Source organism: Klebsiella sp. K5-45 (assembly GCF_030128605.1).
GTDB classification, from domain to species: Bacteria; Pseudomonadota; Gammaproteobacteria; order Enterobacterales; family Enterobacteriaceae; genus Klebsiella; species Klebsiella quasipneumoniae.
On sequence record NZ_JAKUZW010000007.1, the window covers coordinates 262,005 to 276,841 of the forward strand.

The window sequence follows — 14,837 nt, forward strand, 5'->3', positions numbered from 1 at the left end:
AGGCTCCTCCTTCGTTAACATCTGTTACACCCGTAAAACGAGTGCAACATCATAGACAACTATAGATGAGGATGCACGGCGGTTATTGCAGCAATGCGGCAGGAATAACAGCACCGCCCGGAGAGGGCGGTGGGGAGACAGGGCTATTTTGCCGGCGCGGGTTGGCTATCCACTATCCGCACGGAATAGACCATGGTGGCGCCTGGGGGGATCTTCGGTGGCAACCCTTTACTGCCATAGGCTTTGTCGGGCGGGACGACCAGCGTCACGGAGCCGTGGTTCTGCAGGCGCTTCAGCGGCCCGCGAAATACCGGGGGATAGGCATCCAGTTTCTGGGTAAGCGCCTGATCTTTCGTCTCCATATCATTGATCACCGTTCCGTCCGTCAGCATCTCTTTGATCACCACGGTCACCAGATCGTTGCCGCTAATTTTTCCTTTACCCGGGTAATCGATACGGCTGTAGACGCCCTCTTTGAAGACCACACCTTTTTTGCGCGCAAATGCCTGCTGGTATTTCTGACCGGCGCTGATGTTTTTCTGCTCGATTTTATTCAGGTTCTGGAAAACCTGCTGTGAAATGTCAAACAGCGCTTTGTTACGCTCCTGTTCGCCGAGGCGAAGCTGGCCGCTGAAGGCATCCTCGATGCCCTGCAGCACCAGGTCGGCGTCGACGTTAACCCCCTGAGTGCGACGAGTCGTGAGGACATTAAGCGCCTCTGTACCCATCGAGGCGCCGATGGCGTAAGCCTGCTGTTCACCTGGCGCGCTGAGTTTGGCGGCGGTTTTGCCGGTGGTATTTCTCGGCGGGACCGTCAGCTGCGTCCGCAGCAGCTGGATTTCATCCTCTTTCATCCGCAGCTGGGCGTTATCTTTGTCCGCCTGCAGGCGATAGGCCGCCACTATGGCCGCCATCTCGGGGGGCTCATCTTTTGCCGCCACGGCGGCATCGGCGCGGCTCGATGGCGCTTTTTCCGCCGCGGCGAGCCGGTTAACCAGCGACTGCTTATCGGCATTAAGGGCTTTGACCTGATCAAGAGCGGTCTGCTGCGTCTTCTCTGCCGTGGCGAGCCGGTTAGCCAGCGACTGCTTATCGGCGTTAAGGGTTTTAACCTGGTCGAGGGTGGTCTGCTGCGTCTTCTCTGCCGCGGCGAGCCGGTTTGTCAGCGACTGCTTATCGGCGTTAAGGGCTTTAACCTGGTCGAGGGCGGTCTGCTGCGTCTTCTCTGCCGCGGCGAGCCGGTTAGCCAGCGACTGCTTATCGGCGTTAAGGGCTTTGACCTGGTCGAGGGCGGTCTGCTGCGTCTTCTCTGCTGCGGCGAGTCGGTTTGTCAGCGACTGCTTATCGGCGTTAAGGGCTTTGACTTGCTCGAGGGCGGTCTGCTGCGTCTTCTCTGCCGCGGCGAGCCGGTTTGTCAGCGACTGTTTATCGGCGTTAAGGGCTTTGACCTGGTCGAGAGCGGTCTGCTTCTCTTTTTCCATCACGGCCAGCCGGGTGGTTAACGACTGCTTGTCGGCGGCGAGGGCTTTTGCGTGGTCAGGAGCGGCCTGCTGCGCTTTTTCCATCGTGGCCAACCGGGTAGCGAGCGTCTGTTTATCCGTATTCAGAGCGGTGAGGATGGCGCTGAGCCGTTTATTTTCAGCTTCGGCTTGCTGAAGCTGTGACGTTAATTGTTGGATCTGCTGCAGCGCGGCGGCCTGACTTTGCTGCAGAATAGAATTCTGGGCTGTGCTTTCTTTTTTTATTAACGCCTCATTTTTCGCGGTGGCGGCGGTTAAGGCGACCTGTAATTCTTTTATTTTGTTATTTAAGGCCGCTTGCTCATTCGCGATGGAGGTTTCTGTGGCCGGAGTGTTAGCAAGCTGTTTTTTTAATTGCTGAATAGTTTTATTTTTTTGCTCAATCGTCGCCTGCTGGCTGACGATTCTTTTTTGCAATTGCGCGGTATTAGGCGTCTTTTTTTTATTATCCGCATTTTGACGATCGCCTGACGTTTGCTTTGCGGTTGCAGCATCGCTTTTTTCATGCGCCTGGGTTTGCTGCTGGGCGTAGTCAAGAAACGCCGGCGCGGCGCCGGCGAAGAACGGTGTTGAAAGCGCCAGCGCCGCGACGAGCATCAGCAGGGGCGCGTTGAGGGTCAGCGTGGCGGCTCTGTTCATGGCTGTTTGCTTTCACCCCGCTGTACCAGGCTATCGATCAGCGTTTTCTGGATATCGGCGCATAGTTTGATGGATTTAAACTGATACATGGAGTCAATGCCAAGCCGGGTGGGATCCGCCACTTTCTCGCGCACGCTGTTGTATTGTGATGCCGCACGCACTAAGGCGTTGAAGTCATTGCTGAGTTTGGTTGCCTGCTGTGGGTTAACCTCTTTTAGCGAGTCCAGCGCCTGTCGGCAGGATTCAATGCGCGCTTGTTCGCTAGCCGCGCGCTCCTGCTCTGCCTGCTGCTGTGACGTTAGCGGAGTGGTGAGCGGTTTTACCTGCTGGCGAGAGGCGGTATTGCTACAGCCGTCTAATAACATAGCGGCGAGTGGAATAATACGAAGAGTCAGCGAGATATTCACAATTTCAGTCCATGAAGTAGATATATTTTCAACGGATTCTAAAAGGGTTATTTTTATTTTGCAATATATCGCCAGGGATATTTTATTGTTTTTTTCTGGAAAGGCTGTTAGTACGGGTTTAATTTATTTATTGGATTGATGTATTGCGATATATATAAGGTTTATTTTATATAAAATAATAATGGTAAATATTAGAGGCGGGTGAGGAGGGGAAAAGCGCGGCGCGTTGCCGCCCGCGCGGGAAATTATTTGACGTAAGCCAGCAGGCTAAGTGAATCGCGGGCCAGCGCTTTACATTTTTTCGCCGTCGGAAGGTTAATGCCGCTGAGATCGCGATAGCTGTCTTCGCCAAGCGCTTTCATGTTGTAGCTGTCGTAGTTGCTCAGGTCCCACTGGTTCTGTTGGGCAAAGAACACCAGAGCGCGCCGGATCTGTGTGTTGGGCAGGTTCTGGTAGCCACAGTCATTTTTCAGAAACACAAAAACCGCGGTTAAATCAGCCATGTCTTCCGCTTCGGATTCGCTGAGCGCGTAGCTGTTGGCGGAGAGAGTAAGCAGGCTGCCGAGTACCATTGTTCTGAAAAGCGTCTTCATTTTTTCTACCGTTAGATCACCGACGCTTCAAATTAGCATACTTCTTTACACAGCGCCGATCTTTATTCTCACTCTTCTGCTTGACCTTCCCGTTACGGTAGGGTTTAAGCTCAAATATTCGCCCGCAGAATAAAAGGATGTGAATATGCAACGTCGAGACTTCCTCAAACTGACCGCCGCGGTCAGCATGGCCAGCGCGTTACCGCTTTGGAGCCGTGCGGTCTTTGCAGCCAGTCGCCCGGCCCTGCCGGTACCGTCGCTGTTGACGGCCGATGCGCGCAACCGTATCGCGCTGACCATCCAGGCGGGCAAAACGCAATTTGGCGGGATGAACGCCACCACATGGGGGTATAACGGCTCGCTGCTGGGGCCCGCGCTGCAGCTGACGCAGGGGAAGACCATCACGGTGGACATTACTAACCAGCTGGCAGAAGAGACCACGCTGCACTGGCATGGTCTGGAGGTCCCGGGCGAGGTCGACGGGGGACCGCAGGGGGTTATCGCCCCGGGCGCCACTCGGACGGTGAGCTTCACGCCAACGCAACGGGCGGCCACCTGCTGGTTTCACCCGCATCAGCACGGGACCACCGGTCGGCAGGTGGCGATGGGGCTGGCGGGGCTGGTGCTGATCGAGGATGAAGAGAGCGGACGCCTGCTGTTGCCGAAGCAGTGGGGAATCGATGATGTACCGGTTATCGTACAGGACAAGAAGTTTACCGCCGCTGGCGAAATTGATTATCAGCTGGATGTCATGAGCGCCGCCGTCGGCTGGTTTGGCGATACGCTGTTGACCAATGGCGCTCTCTATCCTGAACATGCCGCCCCGCGCGGCTGGCTACGTCTGCGCTTGCTGAACGGCTGTAATGCCCGTTCCCTCAATTTTGCGACCAGTGATAAGCGCCCGCTGTACGTGGTGGCCAGCGACGGCGGTCTGCTGGCGGAGCCGGTGAAGGTCAATGAACTGCCGGTCTTGATGGGGGAGCGTTTTGAGGTGCTGGTGGACACCAGCGACGGTAAACCTTTTGATCTGGTGACCCTGCCGGTGAGCCAGATGGGCATGGCCATTGCGCCTTTCGATAAACCACAGCCGGTACTGCGCGTCCAGCCGCTGGTTATTCCTGCCTCCGGTAAGCTGCTGGATACCCTGGCCGCTCTGCCGGCGCTACCGTCCCTGACGGGGCTGACGCAGCGTCAGCTCCAGCTGTCGATGGATCCGATGCTTGACAGGATGGGCATGCAGGCGCTGATGGAGAAATATGGCGATCAGGCGATGGCCGGAATGGATCACGGCATGATGGGGCACGGCGGGATGGGCGACATGGGGAGTATGCACCACGGCGACATGAGCAACATGAACCACGGGTCCGGCATGAATCATGGTATGTCGTCGGCTAAGGGGTTTGATTTCCATAACGCCAACCGCATCAACGGCAAAGCCTTCGACATGAATGTGCCGATGTTTGCCGCCGCCAGAGGAGAGTATGAACGCTGGGTCATCTCCGGCAAGGGCGACATGATGCTACATCCGTTCCACATTCACGGCACCCAGTTCCGCATCCTTAGCGAAAACGGCAAGCCGCCAGCGGCGCATCGTAGCGGCTGGAAAGACACCGTTCGTGTGGAAGGGGACGTGAGTGAAGTATTAGTGAAGTTTGATCATCCGGCGCCGAAGGAGTTTGCCTATATGGCCCACTGCCACCTGCTGGAACATGAAGACACCGGGATGATGTTGGGATTCACGGTTTAGGGCGGTATAGCCCTGGCGCGTGGAAATAGGGGATAAAGACAAAAAAAACGGCAACTTTCGTTGCCGTTTTGCGTTTTATTTCGCCTCATCCGGGAGCGCATAGGCGACGATATAATCGCCCATTTTTGTACCAAACGAGCCGTGACCGCCGGCAGAGATGACAACATACTGTTTGCCATTCACTTCGTAAGTCATCGGAGTCGCCTGGCCGCCGGCTGGCAGACGGGCTTCCCACAGTTTCTCACCATTGCTCATATTGTACGCGCGCAGGTAGTTATCCGCGGTCGCGCCGATGAACAGGACGTTACCCGCCGTGGAGATCGGCCCACCCAGCATCGGCATACCCATGGTGAACGGCAGTTTAACCGGCATCGGGAACGGCAGGCTATCCTGCGGAGTACCGATACGTTTTTTCCATACCACTTCGTTGGTTTTCAGATCCAGCGCGGAGATATAGCCCCATGCCGGCTGTTTGCACGGCAGGCCGAACGGCGACAGGAACGGGTTCAGGGTGACGCCGTAAGGGACTCCGTACTGCGGCTGCACGCCGGACTCGGTGCCTGAGCCTTTCGCATCTTTCGGCGGTTCCATTGGGTTGCCCGGGCCGCGTGGGATCAGTTTAGAGACGAACGGCAGCGCCATTGGGTTGGCGATAGCCACCTGACGGTTCGGATCGACGGAGATGCCGCCCCATTCAAACATCCCCAGGTTACCCGGGAAGACGAGGGTGCCCTGCTCAGACGGCGGGGTAAAGATACCTTCATAGCGCATCTGGTGGAAAATCACGCGGCACACCAGCTGGTCGAACATGGTGGCGCCCCACATGTCCGCGCCGGTCAGATCTTTCTTCGGACGGAAGCTCAGATCGGAGAAGGGCTGAGTTTTGGCCACATAATCGCCTTTGGCGGCGCCCTGCGGGACCGGTTTTTCCGGGGCCGGGACCACCAGCTCGCCGTTACGACGATCCAGCACGAAGATGTTGCCGGTTTTCGCCGGAGCATAGATGACCGGCACGGTTTTGCCATTGACTTCAATGTCAGCCAGCGTCGGCTGAGAAGGCATGTCCATATCCCACAGGTCGTGGTGGACGGTCTGGTAGCTCCAGGCCAGTTTACCGGTGGTGGCGTTCAGCGCGACAATCGAGCTGGCATAGCGCTCTTGCTCCGGCGTGCGGTTGCCGCCCCAGATATCCGGAGTGGTCACGCCCATCGGCAGATAGACCAGATCCAGTTTGGCGTCGTAGGCGGCAGGCGCCCAGGAGTTCGGTGAGTTGAGCGTGAAGTGATGCTCATCGCTTGGGATGGCGTTCGGATCTTTCGCGCCTGGATCGAAGGCCCACAGCAGTTTCCCGGTATTCACATCAAAACCGCGGATCACGCCTGACGGCTCACGGGTAGAGAAGTTATCGGTGACTGCGCCGGCAATCACGATGGTCTTATCGGTGATAATCGGCGGGGAAGTGGGTTCATACATGCCCGGCGTGGTCACTGGCATGTTGGTCTGCAGGTTGAGAATACCTTTGTTGGCAAAGGTTTCGCACAGCTTACCGTTGTCGGCGTTTACTGCGAACAGGCGACCATCGTTCACCGGCAGGATAATGCGGCGCGGACAGTCGGCCACGACGTCAGCAGGGGCGTTATCCGCTTTCGCTTCGTGATACGAGACACCGCGGCAGGTGACGTGCTGGAATGACGGGTCGGCGTTCAGTTGCGGGTCAAAATGCCACTTCTCTTTACCGGTGGCGGCGTCAAGCGCGAACAGGCGCTGATGGGCGGTACACAGGAAGAGCGTGTCGCCGACTTTAATCGGTGTCACTTCGTTAGTGATTTCACCCGGATCGTTCGGCTGTTTCAGGTCGCCGGTGCGGAACACCCAGGCTTCCTTCAGGTTCTTCACGTTGTCGGCATTAATCTGCTTCAGCGGGGAGAAGCGCTGACCTTCCTGGTTGCGGCCATAGGCCGGCCAGTCGCCGTCGGCAACGTTGGAGATCGGCGCGGCCGGGGTGGCGTCGGCGCTCAGGGTGCCGTTGATCTCCTGCGGGTCGTTAAAACCAGCCCAGGTCAGCATGCCGCCGCTGATCAGCAGGGCGACGACCAGCGCGCCTACGGCGCCAGCGGAAGGCACCGGCAGACGACGCCAGACAAAAGGCAGGATCAGCCAGATACCAAAGAAGACGAGGATGTCGCTACGCGGCGTCAGCGCCCAGAAGTCGAAGCCGACTTCCCAGACGCCCCAGATCATGGTCGCCAGCAGCAGTGCGGCGTACAGCCACAGCGCAGCGCGCTTGCCGCGCAGCAGCATCACGGTCACGCCAAGCATCACCAGACCGGCGATGGGGTAGTACCAGGAGCCGCCAAGCACGACCAGCCATGCTCCGCCGATTAAAAGATAGAGGCCGCAGAACGCTGCAAATAGCGCAGTCAGCGTCACCAGGAGCCTTGATTGTTGAGACTTTGTTTCAGCCATAGAAAGTTACTCATGTGTTTGTTAATTTTTTAACTGCAATTAATTATAGGATTTAACAAGTGTGATCGGAATCACAAATACGGCTTTATTAATCCCTGCACCGCAGATTTCTTTTTGCTGGTATACTGGATGGCTTGCCGGTCATCGTCGGGGCGAAAGCAGCGGCTTTGATGATTTATATTTAGAATCAAATGGTTAGTCTTATGAAACATACTGTAGAAGTGATGATCCCGGAATCCGAGATCAAAGCGCGCATCGCGGAACTGGGTCGTCAAATCAACGAACACTATCAGGACAGCGGCAGCGAAATGGTGCTGGTGGGGCTGCTGCGCGGCTCGTTTATGTTCATGGCCGACCTGTGCCGTGAAGTGCAGGTGCCGCATGAAGTCGATTTTATGACCGCCTCGAGCTACGGCAGCGGCATGTCCACCACCCGTGATGTGAAAATCCTCAAAGATCTGGACGAAGACATCCGTGGTAAAGACGTACTGATCGTGGAAGACATCATCGACTCCGGCAATACCCTGTCTAAAGTGCGTGAGATCCTCAGCCTGCGCGAGCCGAAGTCGCTGGCCATTTGTACGCTGCTGGATAAACCAAGCCGCCGCGAAGTGAATGTCCCGGTTGAGTTCGTCGGTTTCGCCATTCCGGACGAGTTCGTGGTGGGCTACGGTATTGACTACGCTCAGCGCTACCGCCATCTGCCGTATATCGGCAAAGTCACCCTGCTGGACGAGTAAGGGGATATTCCACTCAGGCGCGCGCCGCGCGCGCCTGAGTGGCTAAGTCTGAAGGCTATTTGTGGTTGATGTGCTTGATCTTGAGGTTGGAGATCCCGTGGCGATAGCGCTGTTCGAGGGTTTCCCGGCTCACGGCGGTGACATCCAGATCGCGCAGCAGTCCGTCGTGAATGCCGTATGCCCAGCCGTGGATGGTGACTTTCTGTCCGCGCTTCCACGCCGATTGCATAATTGTCGAATGTCCCAGGTTGTATACCTGCTCCATCACGTTCAGTTCACAAAGGGTATCCAGACGGCGCTCCTCCGGCATTTCCCCCAGCAGCGAGCTGTGTTTAAACCAGATATCGCGGATATGCAGCAGCCAGTTGTCGATGAGCCCCAGCTCCGGGTTCTCCACCGCCGCCTGCACGCCGCCGCAGCCGTAGTGGCCGCAGATAATGATGTGCTCAACTTCAAGGACATCGACGGCATACTGCACCACCGACAGGCAGTTGAGGTCGGTGTGGATCACCAGATTCGCCACGTTACGATGCACAAACAGTTCGCCTGGCTCCAGGCCGGTGAGTCGCTCAGCGGGAACGCGGCTGTCAGAACAGCCAATCCACAGGAAGCGCGGTTTCTGCGTTTGCGACAGTTTCTCAAAAAAGCCGGGGTCCTCTTCCACCAGCATTTTTGACCATAGTGCATTGTTGCTGATGAGTGTATCTATATCATTCATGGACGTTATCGGCCTGTAACCAAGTAAGTGCGTTGCGCTAATATAGGGTAAGCTCACCTTTTTTAAAACCATCTTAACCCGTGATACTTCAGGCTGCAGATGCGCTGGCCGCGCGAGTACAGCGCAAACGTCAGTCAGGCGGGTTAATGACGTGTCATGACACGAGAAGAGATATTTAATGACCATTGCTCTGGAATTAAAACAGCTCAAAAAAACCTACCCCGGCGGGGTTCAGGCACTGCGGGGAATCGACCTGCAGGTTGAAGCGGGGGATTTCTATGCCCTGCTGGGCCCGAACGGGGCGGGAAAATCCACGACGATCGGCATCATCAGCTCGCTGGTGAACAAAACCTCCGGTCAGGTCAATGTCTTTGGCTACGATCTGGAGAAAGATGTCGTCAACGCCAAGCGCCAGCTTGGCCTGGTGCCGCAGGAGTTTAACTTTAACCCGTTCGAGACCGTGCAGCAGATCGTCGTTAACCAGGCGGGCTACTACGGCGTTGAGCGTAAAGAAGCCATCGCCCGCAGCGAAAAGTACTTAAAACAGCTCGATCTGTGGGAAAAACGCAGCGAACGCGCGCGGATGCTCTCCGGCGGGATGAAGCGCCGCCTGATGATCGCTCGCGCGTTGATGCATGAGCCGAAGCTGCTGATCCTCGACGAGCCGACCGCCGGCGTCGATATCGAACTCCGCCGCTCGATGTGGGGCTTCCTCAAGGATCTCAACGATCGCGGAACTACCATTATTCTGACCACCCACTATCTCGAAGAGGCCGAAATGTTGTGCCGCAACATCGGCATCATCCAGCACGGTACCCTGGTGGAAAACACCTCGATGAAAGCGCTGCTGTCGAAGCTGAAGTCAGAGACCTTTATTCTCGACCTCGCGCCAAAAAGCCCGGTGCCGAAGCTCGAGGGCTACCAGTATCAGCTGGTCGATACCTCGACGCTGGAAGTGGAGGTCCTGCGCGAGCAGGGGATTAACAGCGTCTTCGCGCAGCTGAGCGCCCAGGGGGTGCAGGTACTGAGTATGCGTAACAAAGCCAACCGTCTGGAAGAGCTGTTTGTCACCCTGGTGCATGAGCGAAAAGGAGAGTCAGCATGATGCAGCTTTATTGGGTCGCGCTGAAAAGCATCTGGACCAAAGAGATCCACCGTTTTATGCGCATCTGGGTGCAGACGCTGGTGCCGCCGGTGATCACCATGACCCTGTACTTCGTGATTTTCGGCAACCTGATCGGCTCGCGCATCGGCGAGATGCATGGCTTTACCTATATGCAGTTTATCGTGCCGGGCCTGATCATGATGGCGGTGATCACCAACGCTTACGCCAACGTCGCCTCGTCGTTCTTCAGCGCCAAGTTTCAGCGCAACATTGAGGAGCTGCTGGTGGCACCGGTGCCGACGCACGTGATTATCGCCGGCTATGTGGGCGGCGGGGTGGCGCGCGGGCTGTGCGTGGGCATCCTGGTGACCGCGGTGTCGCTGTTCTTTGTGCCGTTCCAGGTTCACTCCTGGCTGTTTGTCGCCCTGACGCTGCTCCTTACCGCGGTGCTGTTCTCGCTGGCCGGGCTGCTGAACGCGGTGTTTGCCAAGACCTTCGATGACATCAGCCTGATCCCGACCTTTGTGCTGACGCCGCTGACCTATCTCGGCGGGGTGTTCTACTCGCTGACCCTGCTGCCGCCGTTCTGGCAGGGGCTGTCGCATCTGAACCCCATCGTCTACATGATCAGCGGTTTCCGCTTCGGCTTCCTCGGTATCAACGATGTGCCGCTGGTGACCACCTTTGCGGTGCTGGTGGTCTTCATCGTCGCCTTCTATCTCCTCTGCTGGTCGTTAATCCAGCGCGGCCGCGGCCTGCGTAGCTGATACTCATCACGGTTAGCGCTTCCGGACGCCAATACACGAAGCGCTAACCGCTTATCTTTGACCGCCATCACCGATACGCCATCTTCCCCTTGCTACATTGTTGGCTGGCTAAGGAGGGAAGCATGCTTGGTTGGGTCATTACCTGCCACGATGAGCTGGCGCAGGAGATGCTGGATCGTCTTGAACAAAAATTTGGTCCACTGGCCCAGTGCCGGGCGGTCAATTACTGGCGCAATCTCAGCAGCAATATGTTGAGCCGGATGATGTGCGATGCGCTGCATGCCACCGACTCCGGGGACGGGGTCATTTTCCTTACCGACAGAACCGGCGCGGCGCCTTATCGGGCCGCGGCGCTGATGAGCCACAAACATACCCACTGCGAAGTGATCTCCGGCGTCAGCTATTCATTACTTGAGCGAATGTATCTGCTGCGGAATACGTTAAGCAGCGAGGCGTTTCGCCAGGCTATCGTCAGCGCGGGCGGTCCGATGGTGAGCAGCCTGTGGCATCAGCAGCAGAAGAACCCCCCGTTCCGGTTGCGTCATGATACCTTTGGAAATTAAGCAGCGGGACAGATGCCGCTTTTGTTACAATAACCGCCGTTGATGGTTTACCGGTTCGATGCGCATGCTTGCCCGATTTTTTACTCTGCTTCTTTTACTGACCTCACTCAGCGCCTCCGCCAGTCTGCTTAGCCAGCAGGGCAAGCCTGTGCGCTATATGCAAACCACCGAAGACGCGGTTATCTGGGCGCAGGTGGGGAACCATGTGGTCAGCGTCGGCAATGTGCGTGCCGGGCAAATCCTCGCGGTTGTCCCGACGGCGGCTGATTACTATGAGTTTCGCTTCGGCTTCGGCACCGGGTTTATTGACAAGGGCCATCTGGAGCCAGTGCAGGGTAAGCAGCGGGTGGAGGACCGTCTTGGGGATCTCAATAAGCCGCTGAGTAACCAGAATTTACTCACCTGGAAAGATACGCCGCTCTATGACGCTCCCTCTGTGAGTAGCGCGCCGTTCGGCACGCTGGCCAATAATCTGCGCTATCCGATCCTCAGCAAGCTGAAGGACCGGCTCAATCAGACCTGGTTTCAGATCCGCATTGGCGACCGGCTGGCGTGGGTCAGCAGTCTGGATGCGCAGGAGGATAACGGGATCCCCGTGCTGACCTATCACCATATTCTGCGTGACGAAGAGAACACCCGTTTCCGCCGTACCTCGACCACCACCTCGGTACGCGCCTTTAATAACCAGATGACCTGGCTGCGGGATCAGGGTTATACCACGCTGACCCTCTATCAGCTGGAAGGCTACGTGCGCAATAAAATCAACCTTCCGGCGCGGGCAGTCGCCATCACCTTCGATGACGGCTTGAAATCGGTAAATCGCTACGCCTATCCGGTGCTGAAACAGTATGGCTTCCACGCCACCGCCTTTATTATTTCATCGCGTATTAAGCGTCATCCGCAGCAATGGGATCCGAAATCGCTGCAGTTCATGAGCATTTCTGAGCTCCGGCAGATCCAGGACGTCTTTGACATTCAGTCGCATACCCACTTTCTCCACCGGGTGGACGCCAGCCGGCGGCCGATCTTATTCAGCCGCAACTACCATAATATTCTGTTTGATTTTGCCCGCTCGCGCCGGGCGCTGAGCCAGTTTAATCCACATGTGCTCTACCTTTCCTATCCCTTCGGCGGCTATAACGCCACGGCGGTGCAGGCGGCGAATGACGCCGGGTTTCATATGGCGGTGACGACGGTGCGTGGGAAGGTGAAGCCGGGGGACAATCCGTTTCTGCTAAAGCGGTTATATATCTTACGCACGGATTCGCTGGAGACGATGTCGCGGCTGATCAGTAACCAGCCGCAGGGGTAAACTTCGGCGCTGCGCCTGAGCGCGGCGCCGTGGTCATCAGGCGACCTGCACCGGAATCGCTTTTGCCTGGCGCTTCATTTCGTTGTCGCCTTCGAAGTAGGCGATGTTGGGCTGCCAGCGGCGCGCCTCTTCGTCAGACATGGTGACGAAGCTGGCGATGATCAGGATATCGCCGACGCTGGCGCAGTGCGCGGCGGCGCCGTTAACGGAGATGATTCTGGAGCCCCGCTCGGCGGCAATGGCGTAGGTGGAGAAACGGTTGCCGTTGGTGACGTTCCAGAGGTGAATGGTTTCATTCTCCAGAATACCGGCCGCATCCAGGAAGTCCTGGTCAATGGCGCAGGAACCTTCATAGTGCAGGTCAGCCTGCGTCACTTTTACGCGGTGGAGCTTGCCCTGCAGCATATTACGCATCATAACTTCTACCCTTCAACCTTAATGTAGCAGAGCGGACACGACGTCCGCCCTGAGAAAAGCCCGGGCAAGTATTGCCCGATTTTTACCCGCTGTCTACTGACCGAGCGTGACGATCTGGTTGTCGATCAGGCGGGCCTGACCGAGCCAGGCGGCCATCAGGATCACCGCGCGCTGGCTGGCGTCGGTCAGTTCAAGCAGGGTGTCGGCATCGCGGATCTGAATGTCGTCGGCGCGGAAACCTTTCTCGTTCAGCTCCTGTTCGGCGATAGCGATGATCTCGTCGAGCTGACGGTCGCCGGCGGCCAGTTTTTCCGCCACCGCGCTCAGCACTTTATACAGGCCGGGAGCGATTTTGCGCTGGTCGGTGGTCAGGTAGCCGTTACGCGAGCTTAGCGCCAGGCCATCCTTGGCGCGGACGATCGGCACGCCGATAATATCGATATCGTAGCCCATGTCGGCAACCATCTTGCGGATCAGCGCCAGCTGCTGGAAGTCTTTCTCGCCAAAGCAGGCGACGTCAGGCTGAACCAGGTTAAACAGCTTACTGACGATGGTCGATACGCCGCGGAAATGGCCCGGGCGGCTGGCGCCTTCCAGCATGGTGGACAGGCCGGGGACGTCGACGTAGGTCTGGCCTTCGGTGCCCTGCGGGTAGACTTCCGCCGGCGTCGGCGCGAAGACAAAATCGACATGACGCTTGTTCAGCTTTTCACAATCATCCTGTAGGGTGCGCGGGTAGCGCGCCAGGTCATCGGCGCGGTCAAACTGCATCGGATTGACGAAAATACTGACCACCACCACGTCCGCGCTGGCTTTGGCTTCATCAACCAGCTTCATATGACCATCATGCAGGTTGCCCATCGTCGGGACCAGCGCGATACGCTTGCCTTCCTGACGCAGACGGCGGATATGCTGACGCAGCAGCAGCACGGATTCTATAATCAGCACAACAAGACTCCTTAATGGAAACTGTGTTCTTCGCCCGGATAGACCCCGGATTCAACTTCGGCAATATACTGCCGCACCGCGGCGCGGATGTCGCCCGCCTCGGCAAGGAAATTCTTGGCAAATTTCGGAATGTGGCCGCCGGTAATGCCGAAAGCGTCATGCATCACCAGGATCTGCCCATCGGTGACGTTGCCCGCGCCGATGCCGATCACCGGAATGGTCAGGGCTTCGGTGATGCGTTTCGCCAGGGCGACCGGGACACACTCCAGCACCAGCAGTTGCGCGCCTGCCGCTTCCAGCGCTAACGCGTCTTCAAACAGGGTCTGCGCCGCATCGCCGCGTCCCTGCACTTTATAGCCACCGAAGACGTTCACCGACTGCGGCGTCAGGCCGAGATGGCCGCAAACCGGCACCGCGCGTTCCGCCAGCATCTTCACGGTCTCGGCCAGCCAGGCGCCGCCTTCGAGTTTGACCATATTGGCGCCAGCGCGCATCACGACGGCGGCATTTTCGAAGGCCTGCTCCGGCGTGGCGTAGGCCATAAACGGCAGGTCGGCGAGCAGCAGGCTGTTCGGCGCGCCGCGGCGGACGGCGCGGGTGTGATAGGCGATATCTTCTACGGTGACCGGCAGGGTGGAGTCGTGACCCTGCACCGTCATTCCCAGCGAGTCGCCCACCAGCAGCACATTAATGCCTTCATCGGCGAACAGCTTCGCGAAGCTATGGTCGTAGGCGGTAATGGTGGCAAAGCGCTTCTTTTCCTGTTTGCATTTCTGCAGCAGGGCAATGGTGGTCGGTTTCATAACATTTCCTGATGATGAAAGTCATATTAACCGGCATTCTAACAGCAGCATTCAGAGGGGCAATGATTTTGGGCAACCGATTACGACGATCG

15 protein-coding genes are annotated in these 14,837 nt (G+C 57.3%); 7 read left to right on the forward strand and 8 right to left on the reverse strand.

Annotated features, from left to right (window positions below; translation table 11 throughout):
• Window positions 1–143: 143 nt before the first annotated feature.
• From MKS11_RS16845 to MKS11_RS16855, 3 genes are all read right to left on the reverse strand, one after another.
• Window positions 144–1,481: an FKBP-type peptidyl-prolyl cis-trans isomerase N-terminal domain-containing protein gene (locus MKS11_RS16845; protein WP_370447380.1), complete on the reverse strand. Its 1,338-nt coding sequence runs from the start codon at window positions 1,479–1,481 to the stop codon at window positions 144–146.
• Between the two features lie 674 nt (window positions 1,482–2,155).
• Window positions 2,156–2,566, reverse strand: a complete 411-nt coding sequence (locus tag MKS11_RS16850; protein WP_284109630.1) for a hypothetical protein — start codon at window positions 2,564–2,566, stop codon at window positions 2,156–2,158.
• A 245-nt stretch (window positions 2,567–2,811) separates the two neighbouring features.
• Window positions 2,812–3,159, reverse strand: a complete 348-nt coding sequence (locus MKS11_RS16855; protein WP_004204381.1) for a YacC family pilotin-like protein — start codon at window positions 3,157–3,159, stop codon at window positions 2,812–2,814.
• A 145-nt stretch (window positions 3,160–3,304) separates the two neighbouring features.
• On the opposite strand from MKS11_RS16855, the gene cueO reads away from it, so the two are divergent.
• Complete coding sequence (gene cueO / locus MKS11_RS16860; protein WP_087771096.1) at window positions 3,305–4,906, forward strand: multicopper oxidase CueO; 1,602 nt, start codon at window positions 3,305–3,307, stop codon at window positions 4,904–4,906.
• A 75-nt stretch (window positions 4,907–4,981) separates the two neighbouring features.
• On the opposite strand, the gene MKS11_RS16865 is transcribed toward cueO, so the two are convergent.
• Window positions 4,982–7,372, reverse strand: a complete 2,391-nt coding sequence (locus MKS11_RS16865) for a glucose/quinate/shikimate family membrane-bound PQQ-dependent dehydrogenase (protein ID WP_023319745.1) — start codon at window positions 7,370–7,372, stop codon at window positions 4,982–4,984.
• A gap of 70 nt (window positions 7,373–7,442) precedes the next feature.
• Here MKS11_RS16865 and MKS11_RS16870 point away from each other — a divergent pair, with 70 nt between their 5' ends.
• Both MKS11_RS16870 and hpt read left to right on the forward strand, forming a co-directional pair.
• Complete coding sequence (locus MKS11_RS16870) at window positions 7,443–7,571, forward strand: hypothetical protein (RefSeq protein ID WP_165474104.1); 129 nt, start codon at window positions 7,443–7,445, stop codon at window positions 7,569–7,571.
• Between the two features lie 4 nt (window positions 7,572–7,575).
• Window positions 7,576–8,112 carry a hypoxanthine phosphoribosyltransferase gene (hpt, locus tag MKS11_RS16875; protein WP_004204384.1) on the forward strand — a complete coding sequence of 179 codons (537 nt, stop codon included), beginning with the start codon at window positions 7,576–7,578 and terminating at the stop codon, window positions 8,110–8,112.
• A gap of 55 nt (window positions 8,113–8,167) precedes the next feature.
• On the opposite strand, the gene can is transcribed toward hpt, so the two are convergent.
• Window positions 8,168–8,830 carry a carbonate dehydratase gene (gene can / locus MKS11_RS16880; protein ID WP_004204385.1) on the reverse strand — a complete coding sequence of 221 codons (663 nt, stop codon included), beginning with the start codon at window positions 8,828–8,830 and terminating at the stop codon, window positions 8,168–8,170.
• A 178-nt stretch (window positions 8,831–9,008) separates the two neighbouring features.
• On the opposite strand from can, the gene MKS11_RS16885 reads away from it, so the two are divergent.
• From MKS11_RS16885 to MKS11_RS16900, 4 genes are all read left to right on the forward strand, one after another.
• Window positions 9,009–9,935, forward strand: a complete 927-nt coding sequence (locus MKS11_RS16885) for an ABC transporter ATP-binding protein (protein ID WP_004204387.1) — start codon at window positions 9,009–9,011, stop codon at window positions 9,933–9,935.
• On the forward strand, window positions 9,932–10,702 hold the full coding sequence (locus tag MKS11_RS16890) for an ABC transporter permease (RefSeq protein WP_004204389.1): 771 nt from the start codon (window positions 9,932–9,934) through the stop codon (window positions 10,700–10,702). The genes MKS11_RS16885 and MKS11_RS16890 overlap by 4 nt, the downstream gene beginning before the upstream one ends.
• A gap of 122 nt (window positions 10,703–10,824) precedes the next feature.
• The gene (locus tag MKS11_RS16895; protein WP_004204391.1) at window positions 10,825–11,265 is read left to right on the forward strand and encodes a PTS sugar transporter subunit IIA; all 441 of its coding nucleotides are present in this window, start codon (window positions 10,825–10,827) and stop codon (window positions 11,263–11,265) included.
• 58 nt (window positions 11,266–11,323) lie between these two features.
• Window positions 11,324–12,577, forward strand: a complete 1,254-nt coding sequence (locus tag MKS11_RS16900; RefSeq protein WP_087771097.1) for a polysaccharide deacetylase family protein — start codon at window positions 11,324–11,326, stop codon at window positions 12,575–12,577.
• Window positions 12,578–12,613: 36 nt separating this feature from the next.
• On the opposite strand, the gene panD is transcribed toward MKS11_RS16900, so the two are convergent.
• The 3 genes from panD to panB all read right to left on the reverse strand — a co-directional run bounded on the left by panD (window position 12,614) and on the right by panB (window position 14,745).
• On the reverse strand, window positions 12,614–12,994 hold the full coding sequence (panD, locus tag MKS11_RS16905) for an aspartate 1-decarboxylase (RefSeq protein ID WP_004204397.1): 381 nt from the start codon (window positions 12,992–12,994) through the stop codon (window positions 12,614–12,616).
• A 93-nt stretch (window positions 12,995–13,087) separates the two neighbouring features.
• Window positions 13,088–13,942, reverse strand: a complete 855-nt coding sequence (gene panC, locus MKS11_RS16910; protein ID WP_017901162.1) for a pantoate--beta-alanine ligase — start codon at window positions 13,940–13,942, stop codon at window positions 13,088–13,090.
• A gap of 11 nt (window positions 13,943–13,953) precedes the next feature.
• Window positions 13,954–14,745: a 3-methyl-2-oxobutanoate hydroxymethyltransferase gene (panB, locus tag MKS11_RS16915; RefSeq protein ID WP_004204400.1), complete on the reverse strand. Its 792-nt coding sequence runs from the start codon at window positions 14,743–14,745 to the stop codon at window positions 13,954–13,956.
• Between the last annotated feature and the right edge of the window lie 92 nt (window positions 14,746–14,837).

Excerpts from the sequence above, each read along its gene's own strand:
- MKS11_RS16855 (WP_004204381.1), bottom strand. The coding sequence starts at position 3,159 with ATGAAGACGCTTTTCAGAACAATGGTACTCGGCAGCCTGCTTACTCTC.
- MKS11_RS16845 (WP_370447380.1), bottom strand. The coding sequence starts at position 1,481 with ATGGAAAAAGAGAAGCAGACCGCTCTCGACCAGGTCAAAGCCCTTAAC.
- panB (WP_004204400.1), bottom strand. The coding sequence starts at position 14,745 with ATGAAACCGACCACCATTGCCCTGCTGCAGAAATGCAAACAGGAAAAG.
- MKS11_RS16890 (WP_004204389.1), top strand. The coding sequence starts at position 9,932 with ATGATGCAGCTTTATTGGGTCGCGCTGAAAAGCATCTGGACCAAAGAG.
- cueO (WP_087771096.1), top strand. The coding sequence starts at position 3,305 with ATGCAACGTCGAGACTTCCTCAAACTGACCGCCGCGGTCAGCATGGCC.
- can (WP_004204385.1), bottom strand. The coding sequence starts at position 8,830 with ATGAATGATATAGATACACTCATCAGCAACAATGCACTATGGTCAAAA.
- hpt (WP_004204384.1), top strand. The coding sequence starts at position 7,576 with ATGAAACATACTGTAGAAGTGATGATCCCGGAATCCGAGATCAAAGCG.
- MKS11_RS16895 (WP_004204391.1), top strand. The coding sequence starts at position 10,825 with ATGCTTGGTTGGGTCATTACCTGCCACGATGAGCTGGCGCAGGAGATG.
- MKS11_RS16865 (WP_023319745.1), bottom strand. The coding sequence starts at position 7,372 with ATGGCTGAAACAAAGTCTCAACAATCAAGGCTCCTGGTGACGCTGACT.
- MKS11_RS16900 (WP_087771097.1), top strand. The coding sequence starts at position 11,324 with ATGCGCATGCTTGCCCGATTTTTTACTCTGCTTCTTTTACTGACCTCA.
- panD (WP_004204397.1), bottom strand. The coding sequence starts at position 12,994 with ATGATGCGTAATATGCTGCAGGGCAAGCTCCACCGCGTAAAAGTGACG.
- MKS11_RS16885 (WP_004204387.1), top strand. The coding sequence starts at position 9,009 with ATGACCATTGCTCTGGAATTAAAACAGCTCAAAAAAACCTACCCCGGC.